The sequence below is a fragment of the Streptomyces sp. NPDC006174 genome (assembly GCF_040614075.1).
GTDB lineage: Bacteria > Actinomycetota > Actinomycetes > Streptomycetales > Streptomycetaceae > Streptomyces.
This window is the reverse complement of the sequence record NZ_JBEXTJ010000003.1, coordinates 390,848-406,896: the sequence shown is the minus strand read 5'-3', so window position 1 is coordinate 406,896 and position 16,049 is coordinate 390,848. Positions and strand designations below refer to the sequence as shown.

Genomic DNA, 16,049 nt, shown 5'->3' with positions numbered 1-16,049 from the left:
GGAGAAGGTGTTCATATGCGCGGGCGGAGGCCCAGCTGCTGCCGCGCCTCGTCCGGCGAGGCGACCCGGGAGCCCAGGGCCTCGGTGATCTGCACGGCGCGCTCCACCAGCTGGCCGTTGGTCGCCTTGACGCCCTTGCCCAGATAGAGGTTGTCCTCCAGACCGACCCGCACGTGCCCGCCGAGCAGGATCGACTGCGCGACCCAGGGCATCTGCATCCGGCCGAGCGCGAAACTGGCCCAACGGGCGCCCTCGGGCAGCATGTTGACCATCGACTGGAGCACACCAGGATCGGCGGGCACGCCCCACGGGATGCCCATGCAGAGCTGGAAGACCGTCGGATCGTCGAGCAGGCCTTCGGCGAGGAGCTGCTTGGCGAACCAGAGCTGGCCGGTGTCGAAGATCTCCAGCTCCGGCCGGACTCCGAGCTCCTGGATGCGCTTCGCGCCGGTGCGCAGCATGTCGGGGGTCGAGACGTAGAGGTTGCTGCCGTCGCCGAAGTTCAGCGAACCGCAGTCCAGCGTGCAGATGTCGGGCAGCAGGTCCTCCACGTGCGGCAGCCGCTCCAGGCCGCCGACCAGATCGGTGCCCGGCAGCTGGTCGAGCGGGGCCGCCGGGTCGATGACCAGGTCGCCGCCCATGCCGGCGGTCAGGTTGATGACGACATCGGTGCCGGTCTCCCGGATCCGCTCCACGACCTCGCGGTAGAGCCGGGGTCGCGGGAGGGAGCGCCGGTCTCCGGGTCGCGGACGTGGATGTGCACCACGGCCGCACCGGCTCCGGCGGCCTCCACGGCGGAGGCGGCGATCTGCTCGGGCGTCACGGGGACATGAGGACTTCGGCCGACGGTGTCACCGGCTCCGGTGAGGGCGCAGGTGATGATGACGTCCTGGTTCACGGGCATGCGGAGGTGTCTCCTCGGGGCGGGGGAGTGAGTGGGGTACGGGACGGGGTCGGCGCGGCGCTGCCGTGATGGCGCACGGACGCGGGTCCGAGCCGGTCGGCCGCTCGGCGTACGGTCAGGCGGCCGGCGCGGTCAGGCAGGTGTTCACGTGGGCGATCAGGGCGTCGTGCATGGCCTGGGCACCTGTGCCGGTGCCGGGGCTGTCGGGCGCGGTGGCCAGGACCTGGGAGGCCAGGCCGTCGATCAGGGCGGTGAGGGTGAGGGCCGCGTTGTCCGGGTCGACGGGACGGAAGACGCCCTGGTCGACTCCGCGACGGATCACCTCGGCAACGGTCGTCCGCCACTGGCGGTAGTACTCGCGGTGGAGCTGGCCGACGCTGGTGGAGCGGGCCGCCTCGGACCAGAGGTCGAGCCAGACACACCACTGGCGGCGCTGCTGCACGGTGCGGGGCGTCTGGAGTTCGAGCAGCAGGCGCAGCTCGTCACCGGCGTGCTCCGTTCCGGCGACGGCCTCTCCACGGCGACGGGTGTCCTCGTCCATGCACCAGCGCACCGCCGCTTCGAGCAGCTCGTCGCGGCCGGGGAAGTGGTAGTGGATCGCGGCGGTGCTGGTGCGGCAGGCCGTGGCGATGTCCGCGACCCGAGTAAATCTCAACACGGGAGGTGGTGCTTGCGGTAGGAGCCGGGGAATTGAGAGGGTGACTGATGAGGAAGTCAGGTGAGAGCGAGGCGCGTTCGTGTCACTCCTGGGTGAGCATTCCGTTGCGCAGCTTGTCCAGCATCCGGCTCAGCAGCCGGGAGACATGCATCTGGGAGATCCCGAGCTCGGCGCCGATCTGCGCCTGCGTCAGCTCCTGGCCGAACCGCATGTCGATGATCCGGCGTTCCCGCTCGTCCAGTTCGCCCAGCAGCGGTGCGAGGGTGTGCAGGTTCTCCACGGTCTCCAAGGCGGGGTCCGGCTCGCCGAGGACATCGGCGAAGGTCCGCCCGCTGGTGTTCTGCGGGCTGGATTCGGCGGAGTCGGTCGGCATGTCCAGCGAGCCCGCGGTGTAGCCGTTGGAGGCGACGATCCCTTCGGTGATCTCGGCCTCGTCCATGCCCAGGTGCTCGGCCAGCTCCCGCACCGTCGGGTCCCGGTCGAGGTCGGCCGCGAGGGTCTCCTTGGCCTTGGCGAGGTCGACGCGCAGCTCCTGGAGGCGCCGGGGCACGTGGACGGCCCAGCTGGTGTCCCGGAAGAACCGCTTGATCTCACCGACGATGTACGGCACGGCGAAGGAGGTGAACTCCACCTCGCGCGAGAGGTCGAAGCGGTCGATCGCCTTGATCAGCCCGATCGTGCCGACCTGGATGATGTCCTCCATGTCGCCGCTGCCCCGGTTGCGGAAGCGGTTGGCCGCGAACCGGACCAGCGAGAGGTTCATCTCGATCAGGGTGTTGCGCGCGTACTGGTACTCGTGCGTGCCTTCCTCCAGGACCTGGAGGCGGTCGAAGAAGAGCCGCGACAGCCGCCGGGCGTCCATGGGGGCGACCTTGCCGGCGTCCTCGATCCACGGAAGGTCCTCCGTGGTCTCCGTCCGCTGCTCCGTACCGGTGCTCCGTACCGTGTGCGCCGTCATCTCGTCACCCTCCCCAGGTCGTAGGCCATGAGGTTTACACGCCTGCCCGGCGGTCCGGTCCTCATGCGTCCGGAAGGGAATCGATCTGGCCAGCGGCGGCGAGTTGGCCGGAATCGGCTGGCGAGAGGCGGAAACAGGCGGAGTTCGGCGCTGAAACACCGTCATGGGGACGGGCCGGTCCACAGGGGGCGCACAGAACCGCCCCACCGGTACGGGGGAGCCCGGTGGGGCGGTCGCCACCAGAGTGCCACAGCCGGACGGCAGTTGGGACCGGACCCGCGCGGATTGGCTGATGGATGAGTCGAATTCGCCGCTCCTCCAGGTGGGCGCACGCCGGTTCCCGCCGTGCTCCGGAATCTCTCCGTCCGGGGTGCGGAGCCGGTCTCCACCGCCGTTGATTGCGGCCTCGTGAACAGTTCCCCGGCGCGGAATACGCCCTGCGCGCATCGGCTTTTCGCGGGTGGCGGGCGCGCGGCGCCAGGGCGCCGGGTGCCCGCCGGGAGGAACCGTGCGATGGACCGGAACGAGGGAGAGCATGCGCAAGCCGTACGCGTACGAAGAATGCCGCGGAGGGGTGGCACGGGACGCGGCCGAACGGCCCGATCCGATCGCCGAGGTGGGCCCGTGACCGCCCTCGACCCCGCGACCCGGCACCAGACCGCCACGCCCGGGACCGCCCCGTTCACCGCTTCTGCGGCCGGCCCGTCGGTCTCCGTCCCGGCCACCGCCTCGATCACCACACCGGCCACCGGCCCCGGGGCGCCGCCGCACCCGCTGGACAGTCCCGCGCTCTCCTCGCTCACCGGCCCGCACGCGCACTTCGCCGAGCGGCGCGGCCGGATCCTGCGCTACCCCGTCGACGTCTCTCCCTGGACCGCTCATCCCGACGTCCCGGACGCGCGGGACTGGGTCGACCTCGCGGCGCTCGCCGGGCCGGGCGGAACCATCGGCCTGAACAGGCTGCGCGAGGAGCCGCCGAAGGGCTGGGAGATCCTCCACCGGATCCGCGGCGTCCAGCTCGTCGACGTGTCGGTGGTCCCGGAGCCCTGCCCCGAGGCCGTACGACTCGGCCCGGCGGACGTGCCGGAGATGCTGGCCCTGGTGGAGCGCACCCGCCCCGGCCCCTTCCTGCCGCGCACGGTGGAGCTCGGCACCTACCTGGGCATCCGCCGGGGCGGCGTGCTGGTGGCGATGGCGGGGGAGCGGCTGCGTCCGCCGGGCTGGACCGAGATCAGCGGGGTCTGCACCGACGAGTCGGTACGGGGTCAGGGGCTGGCGGGCCGCCTGGTCCGGGCGGTGGCGTACGGGATCCGTGAGCGCGGCGAGACGCCGTTCCTGCACACCTCCGCCACCAACGCGGTGGCGATCCGGCTCTACGAATCGCTCGGCTTCCAGCTCCGCGCCCACCCCGAGTTCATCTCCGCCCTGGCCCCCGTGAGCCTCCCGCCCGCCGACGGAACCCGCCGCGCCGCACTGCGGTGAGCAGGGAGAAGAGGGCCGAAGGTCCCGGGCCGAACGTCCCGGCCGGGACCTTCGGCGCCGCCTCCGGGTCCTACGCCCCGCTGCGCCGCGGCCCGAATGGCGGTCAACTGGAAGGGGCCGTCCTCACCGGTGGGCGGCACCGAGGAACGAACGGGAGGAGAGGGCGTGTCCCTGGGGAAAGGGCGCAGGGCACCGGGCCGGCCGACGGCCCTGCCGGGTACGGACGCGGGCGCGGACGAGGCCACGGGCCGGATCGGCAACTGGGCGCTGGCCGGTCTCGTGCTGCTGCTGAGCGTGCTGGTCGTCCTCCTCGACGTGGTCACCGGCGAGGACCTCCGGGTCATCCCGCTCCTCGTCGTCGTCCCGGCCCTGGCCTCCGTCTTCTGCAGCCTCCGGCAGACCGTCTGGGTGGCGGTCTGGATCACGGCGGTCGTCGTCGGCTCCGGGCTCGGCGGTGACGGCACCTTCTGGGACTTCGTCTTCGGCATCGGCTTCACCGTGCTGGCCTGCGCCCTCGGTGTCGCCGCCTGCGCCGCCCGCATACGCCACGCCACCGAGATGGCCCGGCTCCGCTCCGCCGCCGTCGCCCTCCAGCGCCAGATCCTGCGGCCGCTGCCCGTCATCACCGACCAGGTCTTCGCGTACGGCCTCTACGAGCCGATCGAGGAGGACCGCTTCGTCGGCGGTGACATCTACGAGGTCGTCGAATCGCCGTACGGCACCCGCGTGATCATCGGAGACGTCCAGGGCAAGGGGGTGGCGGCCATAGGGGCCGGGTTCGCCGCCATCGCGGCGTTCCGTGAGGCGGCGGTGCGGGAGCCGACGCTGACCGGTGTGGTGGAGGCCCTGGAGGCCGCCGTCGTCCGGCACAACGGGTTCTCCGCCCAGACCGGCGAGGCCGAGCGCTTCGTGACCGCGCTGGTCCTCGGGTTCGACGAGGAGGACCGCGTACAGGCGGTGAACTGCGGCCATCTGCCGCCGTGGCTGCTGTACGAGGGCCGCGCGTCGGCCGTACCGCTGGAGCGGACGTACGTACCGCTCGGCCTCGCCGGCCTCAGCCGCGAGACCCGTACGGCGGAGTCGTTCGTCCTGCCGCCCGGCGCCACGCTCCTCGTGGTCACCGACGGAGTGACCGAGGCCCGCGACGTGGCCCACGCCTTCTACCCGCTGGACCAGCGGCTGAGCGGCTGGGCCGGACACGGTCCGCGTGAGCTGCTGGACGCGCTCCACCTCGATCTGGAGGAGTTCACCGGAGGAGTCAGGCGCGACGATGTCGCCGCGCTCGCGCTGCGCAGAGCACCGGGCGACGGCGAGCCGCGGCCGGTGTCCGGAGCCGAGGAGGCCCGGCCGGTCGCGGGCGCCATGACCGACTGAACGAGCCGTCCATGATGTCCCGGCGGGACGAATGCCGTGCAGGGACATTTTCAGGTGTACGGTGCATGTATGAGCCCGGCAGAGAAGAACCCGGAGCGGAGAACGCCCGAGCGGCGCAGTCGTAAGGCCCGCCGCACCCGCGACACCTTGGCGCAGGCCGCGTTCGAGCTGGTGCTCGACCGGGGACTGCGGTACGTCACGGTCGAGGAGATCGCGGAGGCCGCGGACGTCGACCGCCGTACGTTCAGCCGGTACTTCGGGAGCAAGGAAGCCGCAGCGCTCGACTCGCTGCGCGGTGACGGCGACCGGATCAACGAGGCCCTGCGGGCCCGTCCCGCCGAGGAGCCTTTGTTCCTGGCGTACCGGCGCGCCGTCCTGGCCTGGCTCGCCGACCCCGACGCCGAGCCCTGGCACCGCCGCCCGCGGATCTTCGACCTCCTGACCGCGGCCGAGGAGGAGCCGACGCTCTACGCGGCCTTCCACCACATCCGGGTGGACGCCCAGGAGGACTCGGTCGCCATCGTCGCGGACCGGCTCGGCACCGACCCGCGCCACGACATCCGCCCCGCCGTCACCGTGGCGGCCGGAGCGGGCGCGCTCCTCGCGGCCCAGGCCGCCTGGGTGCGCGGAGGTCGCCCGGACGCTCTGCCCGACCTGGTCACCGAGGCGTTCGACGCTCTCTCTGCGGACCTCCTCACAGCCCCGGGCACCACCGAAGACACAGCAGAAAAGGCAACCTCATGAGCACCACCACTCCCACGGCCGAGTTCGCCGGCCGTACCGCTCTCGTCACCGGCGGCGCCTCCGGTATCGGCCTCGCCGTGGCCCGGCTGCTCGCCACCGCCGGCGCGGCCGTCGTCGTCGCCGATTACGACGAGGAGAGCGCACGCAAGGCCGCCGCCCAGCTGGAGAGCACCGGCGCGCGAGCGGCCGCCGTCCGCATGGACGTCACCGACCCGGCCTCCGTCGAAGCCGGTGTCCGGTTCACCGTGGAGACCTTCGGCGCCCTCCACCTGGCCGTCAACAACGCCGGCATCGCCGGTCCGGCCGCGCCCACCGGCGCCTACCCGGTCGAGGACTGGGACCGCGTCGTCGCCACCAACCTCAGTGGCGTCTTCTACTCCATGCGCCACGAGCTGCCCGCCATCGTCGCGGCCGGCGGCGGCGCGATCGTCAACATGTCCTCCATCCTCGGCACCAACGGCTTCGCGGGCTCGCCCGCCTATGTCGCCGCCAAGCACGGCGTCGTCGGCCTCACCAAGAGCGCGGCGCTCGAATACGCCGCACAGAACGTCCGGATCAACGCGGTCGGCCCCGGCTTCATCGACACCCCGCTCCTGCGGAACGCCGACCCGCAGGCCCGTGAGCACCTGATCTCGCTGCACCCGGCCGGACGCCTCGGCACCGCCGAGGAGGTCGCGGAACTCACCGTCTTCCTCCTCTCCGAGAAGGCCTCCTTCATCCACGGCAGCTACCACCTGGTGGACGGCGGCTACTCCGCTCCGTAACGGCGCCCGGGTGGCGGACGCGGGAGCCGCGGGCGACAAAGGACATGCGGGAGAGACCACGGGGGCGACAAGAAGAGCACAAGGCAGCGAAGAAGCGAGGAGACCCATGAAAGCCGTCCAGTACCGGGCCGTCGGTGCGGCCCCCGAGGTCGTCACCGTGCCGGACCCCGAGCCCGGCCCCGGCCAGGTCCTGCTGAAGGTCACCGCCGCCGGTGTCTGCCACTCCGACATCGCGGTGATGAGCTGGCCCGCCGACCAGATCCCGTTCCCGCTGCCGCTCACGCTGGGCCACGAGGGCGTCGGCACGGTCGCCGCGCTCGGCGACGGCGTGCACGGCCTCTCCGAAGGCGACTCCGTCGCGGTGTACGGGCCCTGGGGCTGCGGCATCTGCGTGAACTGCGCGGAAGGCAAGGAGAACTACTGTCTGCGCGCCAAGGAGCTCGGCATCATGCCGCCCGGACTCGGCGCTCCCGGCGCCATGGCCGAGTACATGATCGTCGACGACCCGCGCCACCTCGTGCCGATCGGTGACCTCGACCCGGTCAAGACGGTGTCGCTCACGGACGCCGGACTCACTCCGTACCACGCGATCAAGCGCTCGCTGCCGAAGCTCGTGCCCGGTGCGACCGCCGTCGTCATCGGCACCGGCGGCCTCGGCCACGTCGCGATCCAGCTCCTGCGCGCCATGACGGCCGTACGGGTCATCGCACTCGACGTCAGCGAGGAGAAGCTCGACCTGGCCAGGTCCGTCGGCGCGCACGAGGCGGTCCTCTCCGACGAGAAGGCGGCGGCCCGCGTCAAGGAGCTGACCGGCGGACTCGGCGCCCACGTCGTACTGGACTTCGTCGGCGCCCCGCCCACCGTCGAGACCGCCGGAGCCGCCGCACGCGTCGACGGCGACGTCACGATCGTCGGCATCGGCGGCGGCGCGCTGTCGGTCGGCTTCGGGACGCTGCCGTACGGCACCAACGTCAGCGCTCCGTACTGGGGCTCGCGCAAGGAGCTGGCCGAGGTCCTCGACCTGGCCCACGCGGGAGCCGTGGACGTCCATGTGGAGACGTACTCCATCGACGAGGCCCCGCGCGCCTACGAACGACTGCACGACGGCCGGATCAACGGCCGCGCGGTCATCCTGCCGAACGGCTGAGCCCATCGTCGTACGCCGGTCGCGGGGCCGGTGAAAATTCCCGGCCCCGCAATCGGCCGGCCGTTACACTCGATGCCATGCGTTCGTACTACTACTTCCGCTGATTCCCGGCCCGGACAGCCGCCGCGTGACACCTGACGTCACCGGCTGAGGCCTCCGGCCGTTCGCCGAGCACCGCCCGTGTCCGCACCGGGCGAAACCTCGCCGTATCCGGCCCCGACACGCCGCTGTCCCTCCGCCGTCCGGTATCCACGCCCCGCCTTCGCGCGTCCTCGCACGCGCCGCCGCGGGCGCTCACCCAGGAATCAGCGACATGGCACCCACGCACGACCGGCGCGACCGCGCCCAACTGACCATCAAGGACGTCTCCAAGGCCTACGGGGACCGCTCCGTACTCGACCAGGTGACGCTCACCGTCCGCCCCGGCGAGAAAGTCGCCGTCATCGGCGAGAACGGCTCCGGAAAATCCACTCTGCTGCGCCTGCTCGCCGGAGCCGAGCAGCCGGACAACGGCGAGATCACCGTCCGCTTCCCCGGCTCCACCGGCTACCTCGCCCAGACCCTCGCCCTCGATCCCACCGACACCGTCCAGGACGCCGTCGACGCCGCTCTCGCCGAACTCCGCGCCTTGGAGCGCCGCATCCGCGAGGCGGAGGAGGCGCTGTCGGCGGGCGAGCCCACGGACGAGGAACTCGCCGCGTACGGAGACCTCCTCACCGCCTACGAAGAGCGCGACGGTTACCGTTCGGACGCCCGTACCGAGGCGGCTCTCCACGGCCTCGGCCTCGCCCACCTCACCCGCGACCGCACGCTCTCCACCCTCTCCGGCGGCGAACAGTCCCGCCTCGCGCTGGCCTGCGTGCTGGCGGCCGCCCCGGAGCTGCTGCTCCTGGACGAGCCGACCAACCACCTGGACGTACGGGCGGTGATCTGGCTGGAGGAGCACCTGCGGGCGCACCGGGGCACCGTCGTCGCCATCACCCACGACCGGGCCTTCCTGGAGCGGGTCACCTCCGTGATCCTGGAGGTCGACCGCGACCTGCGCACGGTCATCCGGTACGGCGACGGCTGGGACGGTTACCGCACCGCGAAGGCGGCGGCCCGGCGCCGCTGGGCCCAGGAGCACCAGGAGTACCTGAGCGACCTGGCCCGTACGGCGGAGCTGGTGGACGCCGCAGGACAGCGGCTGGCGGCCACCGGCAGGGACCCGAAGCAGGGGTTCGGCAAGCACCGCCGCTCGCACGAGGCCAAACTCTCCGGCCAGGTCAGGGCGGCCCGGACCCGGCTGGAGGCGCTGCGCCGCACTCCCGTACCCGCTCCGCCCAAGCCGCTCGCCTTCACCGGCCGCCCGTCCCTGGCGGCCGAGACCGGCTCCGGACCCTTGGTGGAGCTGGACGACATCACCGTGGGCGACCGGCTCCACCTTCCCGCTCTCCGCGTGGAGCTTGGCGCCCGTCTGCTGGTGACCGGCGAGAACGGGGCCGGCAAGACCACGCTCCTGCGGGTCCTCGCCGGCGACCTGACGCCCGACACCGGGACGGTCCGCCGCCGCGCCCGGATCGGCTACCTCCCGCAGGAGCTGCCCGCCCGGCCGACCCGCCGCACCCTGCTCGCCACCTTCGCGGCGGGCCGTCCGGGCTTTCCGGAGGAGTACGCGGACGAGCTGCTGGAGCTGGGCCTGTTCCGGCCCGAGGACCTCGGCGTACCCGTCGCGTCCCTCTCCATCGGCCAGCAGCGCCGGCTGGCCCTGGCCCGGCTGGTGACCCGGCCGGCCGATCTGCTGGTGCTGGACGAGCCGACGAACCACATCGCGCTGAGCCTGGTGGAGGAGGTGGAGGCGGCGCTCGCGCAGTATTCGGGAGCGGTGGTCGTCGTCTCGCACGACCGCAGCTTCCGGGCCCGCTTCACCGGTGACGTACTGGAGTTGCGGGCCGGCCGTCCCGCCGAGGCCTATGCCTCCGGGGAAGGAGATCCCGCCGCGCGTACCCGGTCGCGCAGCCGCTTCACGAAGATCCGCTGACCGACGATCAGCAGCTCGGCGGCCTCCTCCGGCGTGCACCAGGCGAACCGGTCCATCTCCGGGAACTCCTGCTGCACGCCGGAGCCGCGCGGCCACTCCATCGTGAACGTCCCCGGCACCACGGACTCCACATCCAGCTCCGCCTCCACCGCCCACACGGTCACCGTCTTGCCGCTGCGCTGACGCGCCTCACCGAGCGGCAGCCAGGCACCTTCCGGCACCGGCAGTCCGAGCTCCTCCGTGAACTCCCGCCGCGCGGCCGCCGCCGGATCCTCGTCGGGGCCGTACTCACCCTTCGGCACCGACCAGGCGGCCGCCTCCCGCCCGGTCCAGAAAGGCCCGCCCATGTGCCCGATCAGCACCTCGACATCCCGCTCACCTCCCGTACCGGTGGTCCGGAAGAGAAGAAGTCCCGCACTGCGCTTGCCTGCCGACATGGCGTCAAGTCTGCAAGCACGGTGAGCGGCACGCCAACGGAGGGCCGGAGCCGAGCCAGGATCCCGCCTCCGTACGACCGACTACGTCTTGCGGTACCCGTACGCCTCCGAGGCCGCCGCCTCCACCGCGCCGATGTCGCCGCCGGACGACGCGGTCACCACGGCGGCGACCGCGCCCTCCACGAACGGCGCGTCGACCAGCCGGCTGTTCTCCGGCAGCTCGTCGCCTTCGGCGAGCATCGCCTTCACCGTGAGGACCGCGCTGCCCAGGTCGACGAGGACCGCGACCCCGGCGCCCCGGTCCACCGATGCGGCGGCCCGGCCGATCAGCTCGGCGCTGGTGCCGAGCCCGCCGTTCGGCAGCCCTCCGGCCGCCGCGACGGGAGCCGTCACACCTCCGGCGGCGAGGCCTCGGGCCAGTTCGGCGACCGATTCCGCGACCGGACCGCTGTGCGAGACGAGCACGATGCCCACCTGCGGTTCGTCGCTCATGCCTCCGCACCTCCGTCCTGTGCCGCCACGGCCAGCGCCTCGACCAGCAGGGCCGCCGAAGTCGCGCCCGGGTCCTGGTGTCCGATGCTGCGCTCACCGAGATAGCTGGCCCGGCCCTTGCGCGCCTGCAACGGCACCGTCGCCTCGGCACCCGCGCGGGCCGCCTCCGCAGCGCCGCCGAACGACGAACCCAGCGCCTCGGCGGTCGGCAGCAGCGCGTCCAGCATCGTCTTGTCCCCGGCCTGCGCCCCGCCGAGCTGTCCCACGGCCGCCACACCCGCGGCGAACGCCCGCGCGAGCTGGTCCCGGTCCACCTCGGCATCCTCGCCGAGCGCCTTGCCCGTACGGCGCAGCAGCGTCCCGTACAACGGTCCGGACGCACCGCCGACGGTCGAGATCAGCTGCCGTCCCGCCAGCGTCAGCACCGCACCCGGAGTCGCGGGCGCGTCCTTCTCCAGCACGGCCGCCACCGCCGTGAAGCCGCGCTGGAGGTTGCTGCCGTGGTCGGCGTCGCCGATCGCCGAGTCCAGCTCGGTCAGTCGGTCCGCCTCGCGGTCCACGGCGGTGGCGGTGGCCGCCATCCAGCGGCGGAAGAAGTCGGCGTCGAGCACATGATCTCCTGTTCCCCGGGCCGGTCCGGCCCGGTGCGTACGGGTGACGAGTACGGCCGGGACCGGCTCGGAGCTCACCGGCCCCAGCGGAGCGCGGGCGTCTCCACGGGTGCGTCCCACAGCCGCAGCAGCTCCTCGTCGATCTGGCACAGCGTCACCGAGCAGCCTGCCATGTCGAGCGAGGTCACGTAGTTCCCCACGAGCGTACGAGCCACCGGCACGCCTCGTTCGCCGAGCACCCGGTGGACCTCGGCGTTGAACCCGTACAGCTCCAGCAGCGGTGTCGCGCCCATCCCGTTGACCAGCGCCAGCACGGGGCCGGTCGGCCGGAGGTCCTCCAGCACCGCGTCCACCGCGAAGTCGGCGATCTCGCCCGAGGTCATCATCGGCCGCCGCTCCCGGCCCGGCTCGCCATGGATGCCGATGCCCAACTCCAGCTCTCCGGTGGGCAGGTCGAAGGTCGGGCTGCCCTTCGCCGGTGTGGTGACCGCGGTGAGGGCCACGCCGAAGCTCCGCGAGGACCCGTTCACCTGCCGGGCCACCGAGGCCACCCGTTCCAGCGGCGCGCCCTCGTCCGCGGCGGCTCCGGCGATCTTCTCGACGAAGAGCGTCGCACCGGTGCCGCGCCGCCCGGCCGTGAAGGTGCTGTCGCTGACCGCCACGTCGTCGTCCACGACGACCTGGGTGACCTGGATGCCCTCGTCCTCGGCGAGCTCGGCGGCCATCTCGAAGTTCAGCACGTCACCGGTGTAGTTCTTGACGACGAAGAGCACTCCGGCCCCGCTGTCCACCGCCGCGGCCGCCCGCACCATCTGGTCCGGCACCGGCGAGGTGAACACCTCACCGGGACAGGCCGCCGACAGCATCCCGGGCCCGACGAACCCGCCGTGCAACGGCTCGTGCCCCGACCCGCCGCCCGAGACGAGCGCCACCTTCCCGGCCACCGGCGCGTCCCGCCGTACCACCACCCGGTTCTCCACATCGACGGTCAGCTCCGGATGCGCGGCGGCCATCCCGCGCAGGGCGTCGGCGACGACGGTCTCGGGGACGTTGATCAGCATCTTCATGCCTATCTCCTCGTGGGCCCAGCAGAGGGCTTGTTGACCTGCGTTTTCCCTGGTGAAAGCAGGTATGGTGAGCTATTGACCTTGGCGGTCCTTGGCGCCTGAAAGCGTCCTCCAGCGGTATTGATGCCGAGTTTGCTGACCACCCGTCACCTGAGTTTCGTGAGGCTTCGGGCGGGGCTGTGAGCTGCTGGCCGTCTCCCATGATCCTTCAGACGCGTCATGTGTGGTGCGTTGCGATCGTTGGGCGCAGGCGTGAACGGCAACGAGGTGGGCGCGACCCGTCCGGGTTCGCCGTGCTCCAGAACCTGATGACCCACCAAACCTGGGAACACCCCGCCGCCAGCGTGGGCTGCTGGTTCACCTTCGCTCGCGCGGAGAGCACGCGTCGAAGGCGGTCGTCGCCCCGACGGTCGGGGCCGGCTGCAGGCTGACTGGCGGTACCTGGGTCAGCTACTACGGCGGTCAGGAGGTCACCAGTGCCGGGCTCCCTCGACATCGACCACATGGTGCCGCTCGCGGAAGCCTGGGACTCCGTGGCGTCCTCGTGGACGGCGGCGCGGCAGGAGGCGTACGCGTGCGTCGCGTCGGGGCCGAGGTCCGAAAGGATGAATCGACCGCCGATCCCGGCGTGCCCCGGGAGCGGAGGTCGCACTCTACGGAGAGGGATGGCCGGTGCCGCCCCCACCGTGGCGTGCGCGGCGGCGGGCGAGGGGGGAGTGATAGTGGAATCAGCCAAGGGCGGGCCACGGGTGCCGTTGCGGGATTGGGCGCGCTACCGGTTCGACCGCACGCTAGCCCGTTCCACCGGCACTCTCATGGGCTGGCTGGTGATCACCTGCCTGGCCGTCGTCGTGCCGGTCAGCCTGCTGCTGGTGTGGACGGATCCCGGATCGCCGACCTCTCTCTCGGGGCGGCTGATCGCGGCATGGCGGATCAGTGCGGAGACGTTGCGCCTCGGCGCGGCCACCGGCACGCCGCTGCGCTTGGTACTCTCCGCCGTGCTCGGGCTGGTCGCGCTTCTCTGTGTTTCGACCCTCGTGGGGGTGATCACGACCGGACTGGCCGAACGAATGGCGGAGTTGAGCAGGGGGCGGTCCACGGTCCTGGAACAGGGGCACGTCCTGGTGCTCGGCTGGTCGGACCAGGTGACCACCGTGGTGGGCGAACTGATCGCCGCGCAGGCCCCGCGGCGGCCGCGCGCCATCGTGCTGCTGGCCGACCGGGACAAGGCTGAGATGGAGGAGGCGCTGACCGCACGGGCCGGCCCGGTTGCCCGCGCCCGGGTCATCTGCCGCAGTGGTCCCGCCAGTGACCCGGACGTTCTCGCACTCGTAAGCCCGCGGTCGGCGAGCACCGTGGTGGTATTGCCGTCGGCGGAACCGACGGCCGACGCAGAGGTACTGCGCATCCTGCTGGCCCTGCGGGCGGTCCTCGGGGAGGACACGGACGGGCCGCCGGTGCTCGCCGCGATCCGGGACGACCGGTACCGGGCGCCGGCCCGTCTGGCCGCAGGCCCTCGCGGCACAGTCCTTGAGGCCGACACGGTCACGGCCCGGCTGATCGCGCAGTGCGTCGGCCGCCCCGGCCTCTCCCTCGTCTTGCGTGACCTGCTCGACTTCGCGGGCGACGAGTTTCATCTCGCCGACGCCACCGCGTTCCACCACGGCCCCTTCGGGTCGACCCTGCTGAACCACCCGAACTCCTGCGTGGTGGGGCTGCTCACGCCTGACGGCCGTGCGCTGCTGAACCCACCCGCCGACACCGTCGTCCTGCCCGGTAGCCGCCTGATCGTGCTTGCCCGCGATGGCGACAGCACCCGTGTCGAGGACTGCCGGCACCTCGTCGATGCCTCGGTGATTGCCGAGGCCCGGCCCGAGCCGGCCGGCCCCTCCCGGCTGCTGCTGCTTGGCTGGAACCGCCGGGCCCCTCTGGTCCTGGAACAGTTGCGGAGCACGGCCCGTCCCGGCTCCGTCGTGGAGGTGGTCGCTGACAGCGCCGTACCCGGACCGAGGGAGGCGGACGGCGGGCAGCCGGCAGGGCCGGATGTGCGGTTCCGGTCGGTTCCCCTGTCACGGCCTGAGATCCTTCTCGACCTCGACCTCGATCCGTACGACGGAGTGATCGTCCTGGGCCCGGACCGGGGCGACGGCCCCGACCACCCGGACGACTGGACCTTGGTCACCCTGCTGGCCGTGCGGCTGCTGGAACAGCGAACGGGACGCGAGACGCGTGTCGTCACCGAACTCGTCGATGACCGCAACCGGCCCCTGGCGCCCGTTAACAGCGGTTCCGACGTCATCGTCAGCGGGATGCTGGTCGGCCTTCTCATGGCTCAGATTGCCCAGAACCGGCATCTGGCTCCCGTCTTCGAGGAGTTGTTCTCCGCGGAGGGAAACAACGTCTGTCTGCGGCCCGCCGATGCGTACATCCACCCGGGCGCCGAGGCTACGTTCGCCGACGTCGTCGCCGCCGCATGGGACCGGGGCGAATGCGCGATCGGCTACCGCCGGCAGGACATCGCCCGCGCGGGACCCGGGGACCACGGCATCAGACTCAACCCGCCGAAGGGCGAGCGGCGTGTCTGGAACGCCGAGGATCAGGTGGTGGTGGTCGCGACGGACCACCACCTGCCCTCAATCGCCATCGGACCGGACGAATCCGCCACCTCGGCCTGTGGAGGGTAGGCGTATCGTGCGGGACCAGGATCCGGTGGACCGTCGAGGCCGGCAGGCCCAGGACCGGGCCGATGCGGGCCGGCCCGAGCTTGCGACCGGTCCGTAGCCGGCAGACCGGGGCCTCCAGTTCCTCAGGGGCGTGGCGCGGCGTCGTGAACGGCCGACTGGAGCGGTCGCGCGGACCGGCGTCCCCCTCGGCCCGCCGGCGACGAACCCACTTGTGGGCGGTGGGCCTGGATATACCCATCTCGGCCGCGACATGCGCGACAGGACGCCCGGCCAGAACCCGTTCGACCAGGATCCGCCTACGTGAACCGTCAGACGGGCATGACGGTGTGACACGAAGACCTTCGTGTGTGGTGCAGCTCAGACACCTCCATCACACCGGAGGTCTTCGTCATGATCAAGACCCCGATCGGCGTCAACAACGCTCGTGATCAATACACCTAGGTGCCGAGCCACGGGAGCCAGGGGGCGGAGTCGGCGCGCGTCACAGGACGGTGGAGCGGCGGCACGTCAGTCGGACGACAGGGCCACCGCCCCCACCGGGCAGGCCCGCACCGCCTCCCCCACCAGCGGGTGGGTCCCGGTTGTCGACTCCCGGCCCGGGAGGACCTCGCTGAGGCCGTCGTCGTCCTGTGTGAACACGTCTGGCGCGGTCAGCGCACACATGCCGGCCCCCACACAGCGTTCCTTGTCGACCTGGACTCCCATGC

At 72.0% G+C, this 16,049-nt stretch carries 13 protein-coding genes and 4 pseudogenes; 8 read left to right on the top strand and 9 right to left on the bottom strand.

From position 1 onward, the window contains the following. Nucleotides 1-11: 11 nt before the first annotated feature. The 3 genes and pseudogenes from ABZ267_RS09365 to ABZ267_RS09355 all read right to left on the bottom strand — a co-directional run bounded on the left by ABZ267_RS09365 (nt 12) and on the right by ABZ267_RS09355 (nt 2,520). Nucleotides 12-904: pseudogene (locus ABZ267_RS09365) on the bottom strand (3-keto-5-aminohexanoate cleavage protein). A gap of 115 nt (nt 905-1,019) precedes the next feature. After that, nucleotides 1,020-1,547: pseudogene (locus tag ABZ267_RS09360) on the bottom strand (TetR/AcrR family transcriptional regulator); the annotation flags it as partial. A gap of 97 nt (nt 1,548-1,644) precedes the next feature. Then, a complete protein-coding gene (locus ABZ267_RS09355) occupies nt 1,645-2,520 on the bottom strand; it encodes an RNA polymerase sigma factor SigF (protein WP_356751993.1) in 876 nt (291 codons plus the stop codon). 732 nt (nt 2,521-3,252) lie between these two features. On the opposite strand from ABZ267_RS09355, the gene ABZ267_RS09350 reads away from it, so the two are divergent. The 6 genes from ABZ267_RS09350 to abc-f all read left to right on the top strand — a co-directional run bounded on the left by ABZ267_RS09350 (nt 3,253) and on the right by abc-f (nt 10,051). Beyond that, a complete protein-coding gene (locus ABZ267_RS09350; RefSeq protein ID WP_356752096.1) occupies nt 3,253-4,002 on the top strand; it encodes a GNAT family N-acetyltransferase in 750 nt (249 codons plus the stop codon). Between the two features lie 165 nt (nt 4,003-4,167). Beyond that, complete coding sequence (locus tag ABZ267_RS09345; RefSeq protein WP_356751991.1) at nt 4,168-5,376, top strand: SpoIIE family protein phosphatase; 1,209 nt, start codon at nt 4,168-4,170, stop codon at nt 5,374-5,376. A gap of 69 nt (nt 5,377-5,445) precedes the next feature. Further along, nucleotides 5,446-6,120, top strand: a complete 675-nt coding sequence (locus tag ABZ267_RS09340) for a TetR family transcriptional regulator (RefSeq protein WP_356751989.1) — start codon at nt 5,446-5,448, stop codon at nt 6,118-6,120. Next, on the top strand, nt 6,117-6,884 hold the full coding sequence (locus ABZ267_RS09335) for an SDR family NAD(P)-dependent oxidoreductase (RefSeq protein WP_356751987.1): 768 nt from the start codon (nt 6,117-6,119) through the stop codon (nt 6,882-6,884). Before ABZ267_RS09340 ends, ABZ267_RS09335 begins: the two co-directional genes overlap by 4 nt. Before the next feature lie 106 nt (nt 6,885-6,990). Further along, nucleotides 6,991-8,031 carry an NAD(P)-dependent alcohol dehydrogenase gene (locus ABZ267_RS09330; RefSeq protein WP_356751985.1) on the top strand — a complete coding sequence of 347 codons (1,041 nt, stop codon included), beginning with the start codon at nt 6,991-6,993 and terminating at the stop codon, nt 8,029-8,031. A 313-nt stretch (nt 8,032-8,344) separates the two neighbouring features. Further along, a complete protein-coding gene (abc-f, locus tag ABZ267_RS09325) occupies nt 8,345-10,051 on the top strand; it encodes a ribosomal protection-like ABC-F family protein (protein WP_356751983.1) in 1,707 nt (568 codons plus the stop codon). Here the strand turns inward: abc-f and ABZ267_RS09320 are convergent. The 4 genes from ABZ267_RS09320 to dhaK all read right to left on the bottom strand — a co-directional run bounded on the left by ABZ267_RS09320 (nt 9,982) and on the right by dhaK (nt 12,658). Continuing rightward, complete coding sequence (locus ABZ267_RS09320; RefSeq protein ID WP_356751981.1) at nt 9,982-10,488, bottom strand: NUDIX domain-containing protein; 507 nt, start codon at nt 10,486-10,488, stop codon at nt 9,982-9,984. The two genes, abc-f and ABZ267_RS09320, sit on opposite strands and share 70 nt — an antisense overlap. Nucleotides 10,489-10,569: 81 nt before the next feature. Beyond that, entirely contained in the window at nt 10,570-10,980 is a 411-nt protein-coding gene (locus ABZ267_RS09315) for a PTS fructose transporter subunit IIA (protein ID WP_356751979.1), read from the bottom strand. Beyond that, entirely contained in the window at nt 10,977-11,591 is a 615-nt protein-coding gene (gene dhaL / locus ABZ267_RS09310) for a dihydroxyacetone kinase subunit DhaL (protein ID WP_356752094.1), read from the bottom strand. The genes ABZ267_RS09315 and dhaL overlap by 4 nt, the downstream gene beginning before the upstream one ends. 74 nt (nt 11,592-11,665) lie before the next feature. Further along, a complete protein-coding gene (dhaK, locus tag ABZ267_RS09305; RefSeq protein WP_356751977.1) occupies nt 11,666-12,658 on the bottom strand; it encodes a dihydroxyacetone kinase subunit DhaK in 993 nt (330 codons plus the stop codon). 385 nt (nt 12,659-13,043) lie between these two features. Here dhaK and ABZ267_RS09300 point away from each other — a divergent pair. Then, nucleotides 13,044-13,233 (top strand): annotated as a pseudogene (locus tag ABZ267_RS09300) (HNH endonuclease); the annotation flags it as partial. 147 nt (nt 13,234-13,380) lie between these two features. Beyond that, nucleotides 13,381-15,342: an NAD-binding lipoprotein gene (locus ABZ267_RS09295; RefSeq protein ID WP_356752092.1), complete on the top strand. Its 1,962-nt coding sequence runs from the start codon at nt 13,381-13,383 to the stop codon at nt 15,340-15,342. 16 nt (nt 15,343-15,358) lie between these two features. Here ABZ267_RS09295 and ABZ267_RS09290 read toward each other — a convergent pair. Continuing rightward, nucleotides 15,359-15,675: pseudogene (locus tag ABZ267_RS09290) on the bottom strand (leucine zipper domain-containing protein); the annotation flags it as partial. A gap of 174 nt (nt 15,676-15,849) precedes the next feature. Then, entirely contained in the window at nt 15,850-16,047 is a 198-nt protein-coding gene (locus tag ABZ267_RS09285; RefSeq protein ID WP_030565937.1) for a ferredoxin, read from the bottom strand. Nucleotides 16,048-16,049 lie beyond the last annotated feature (2 nt).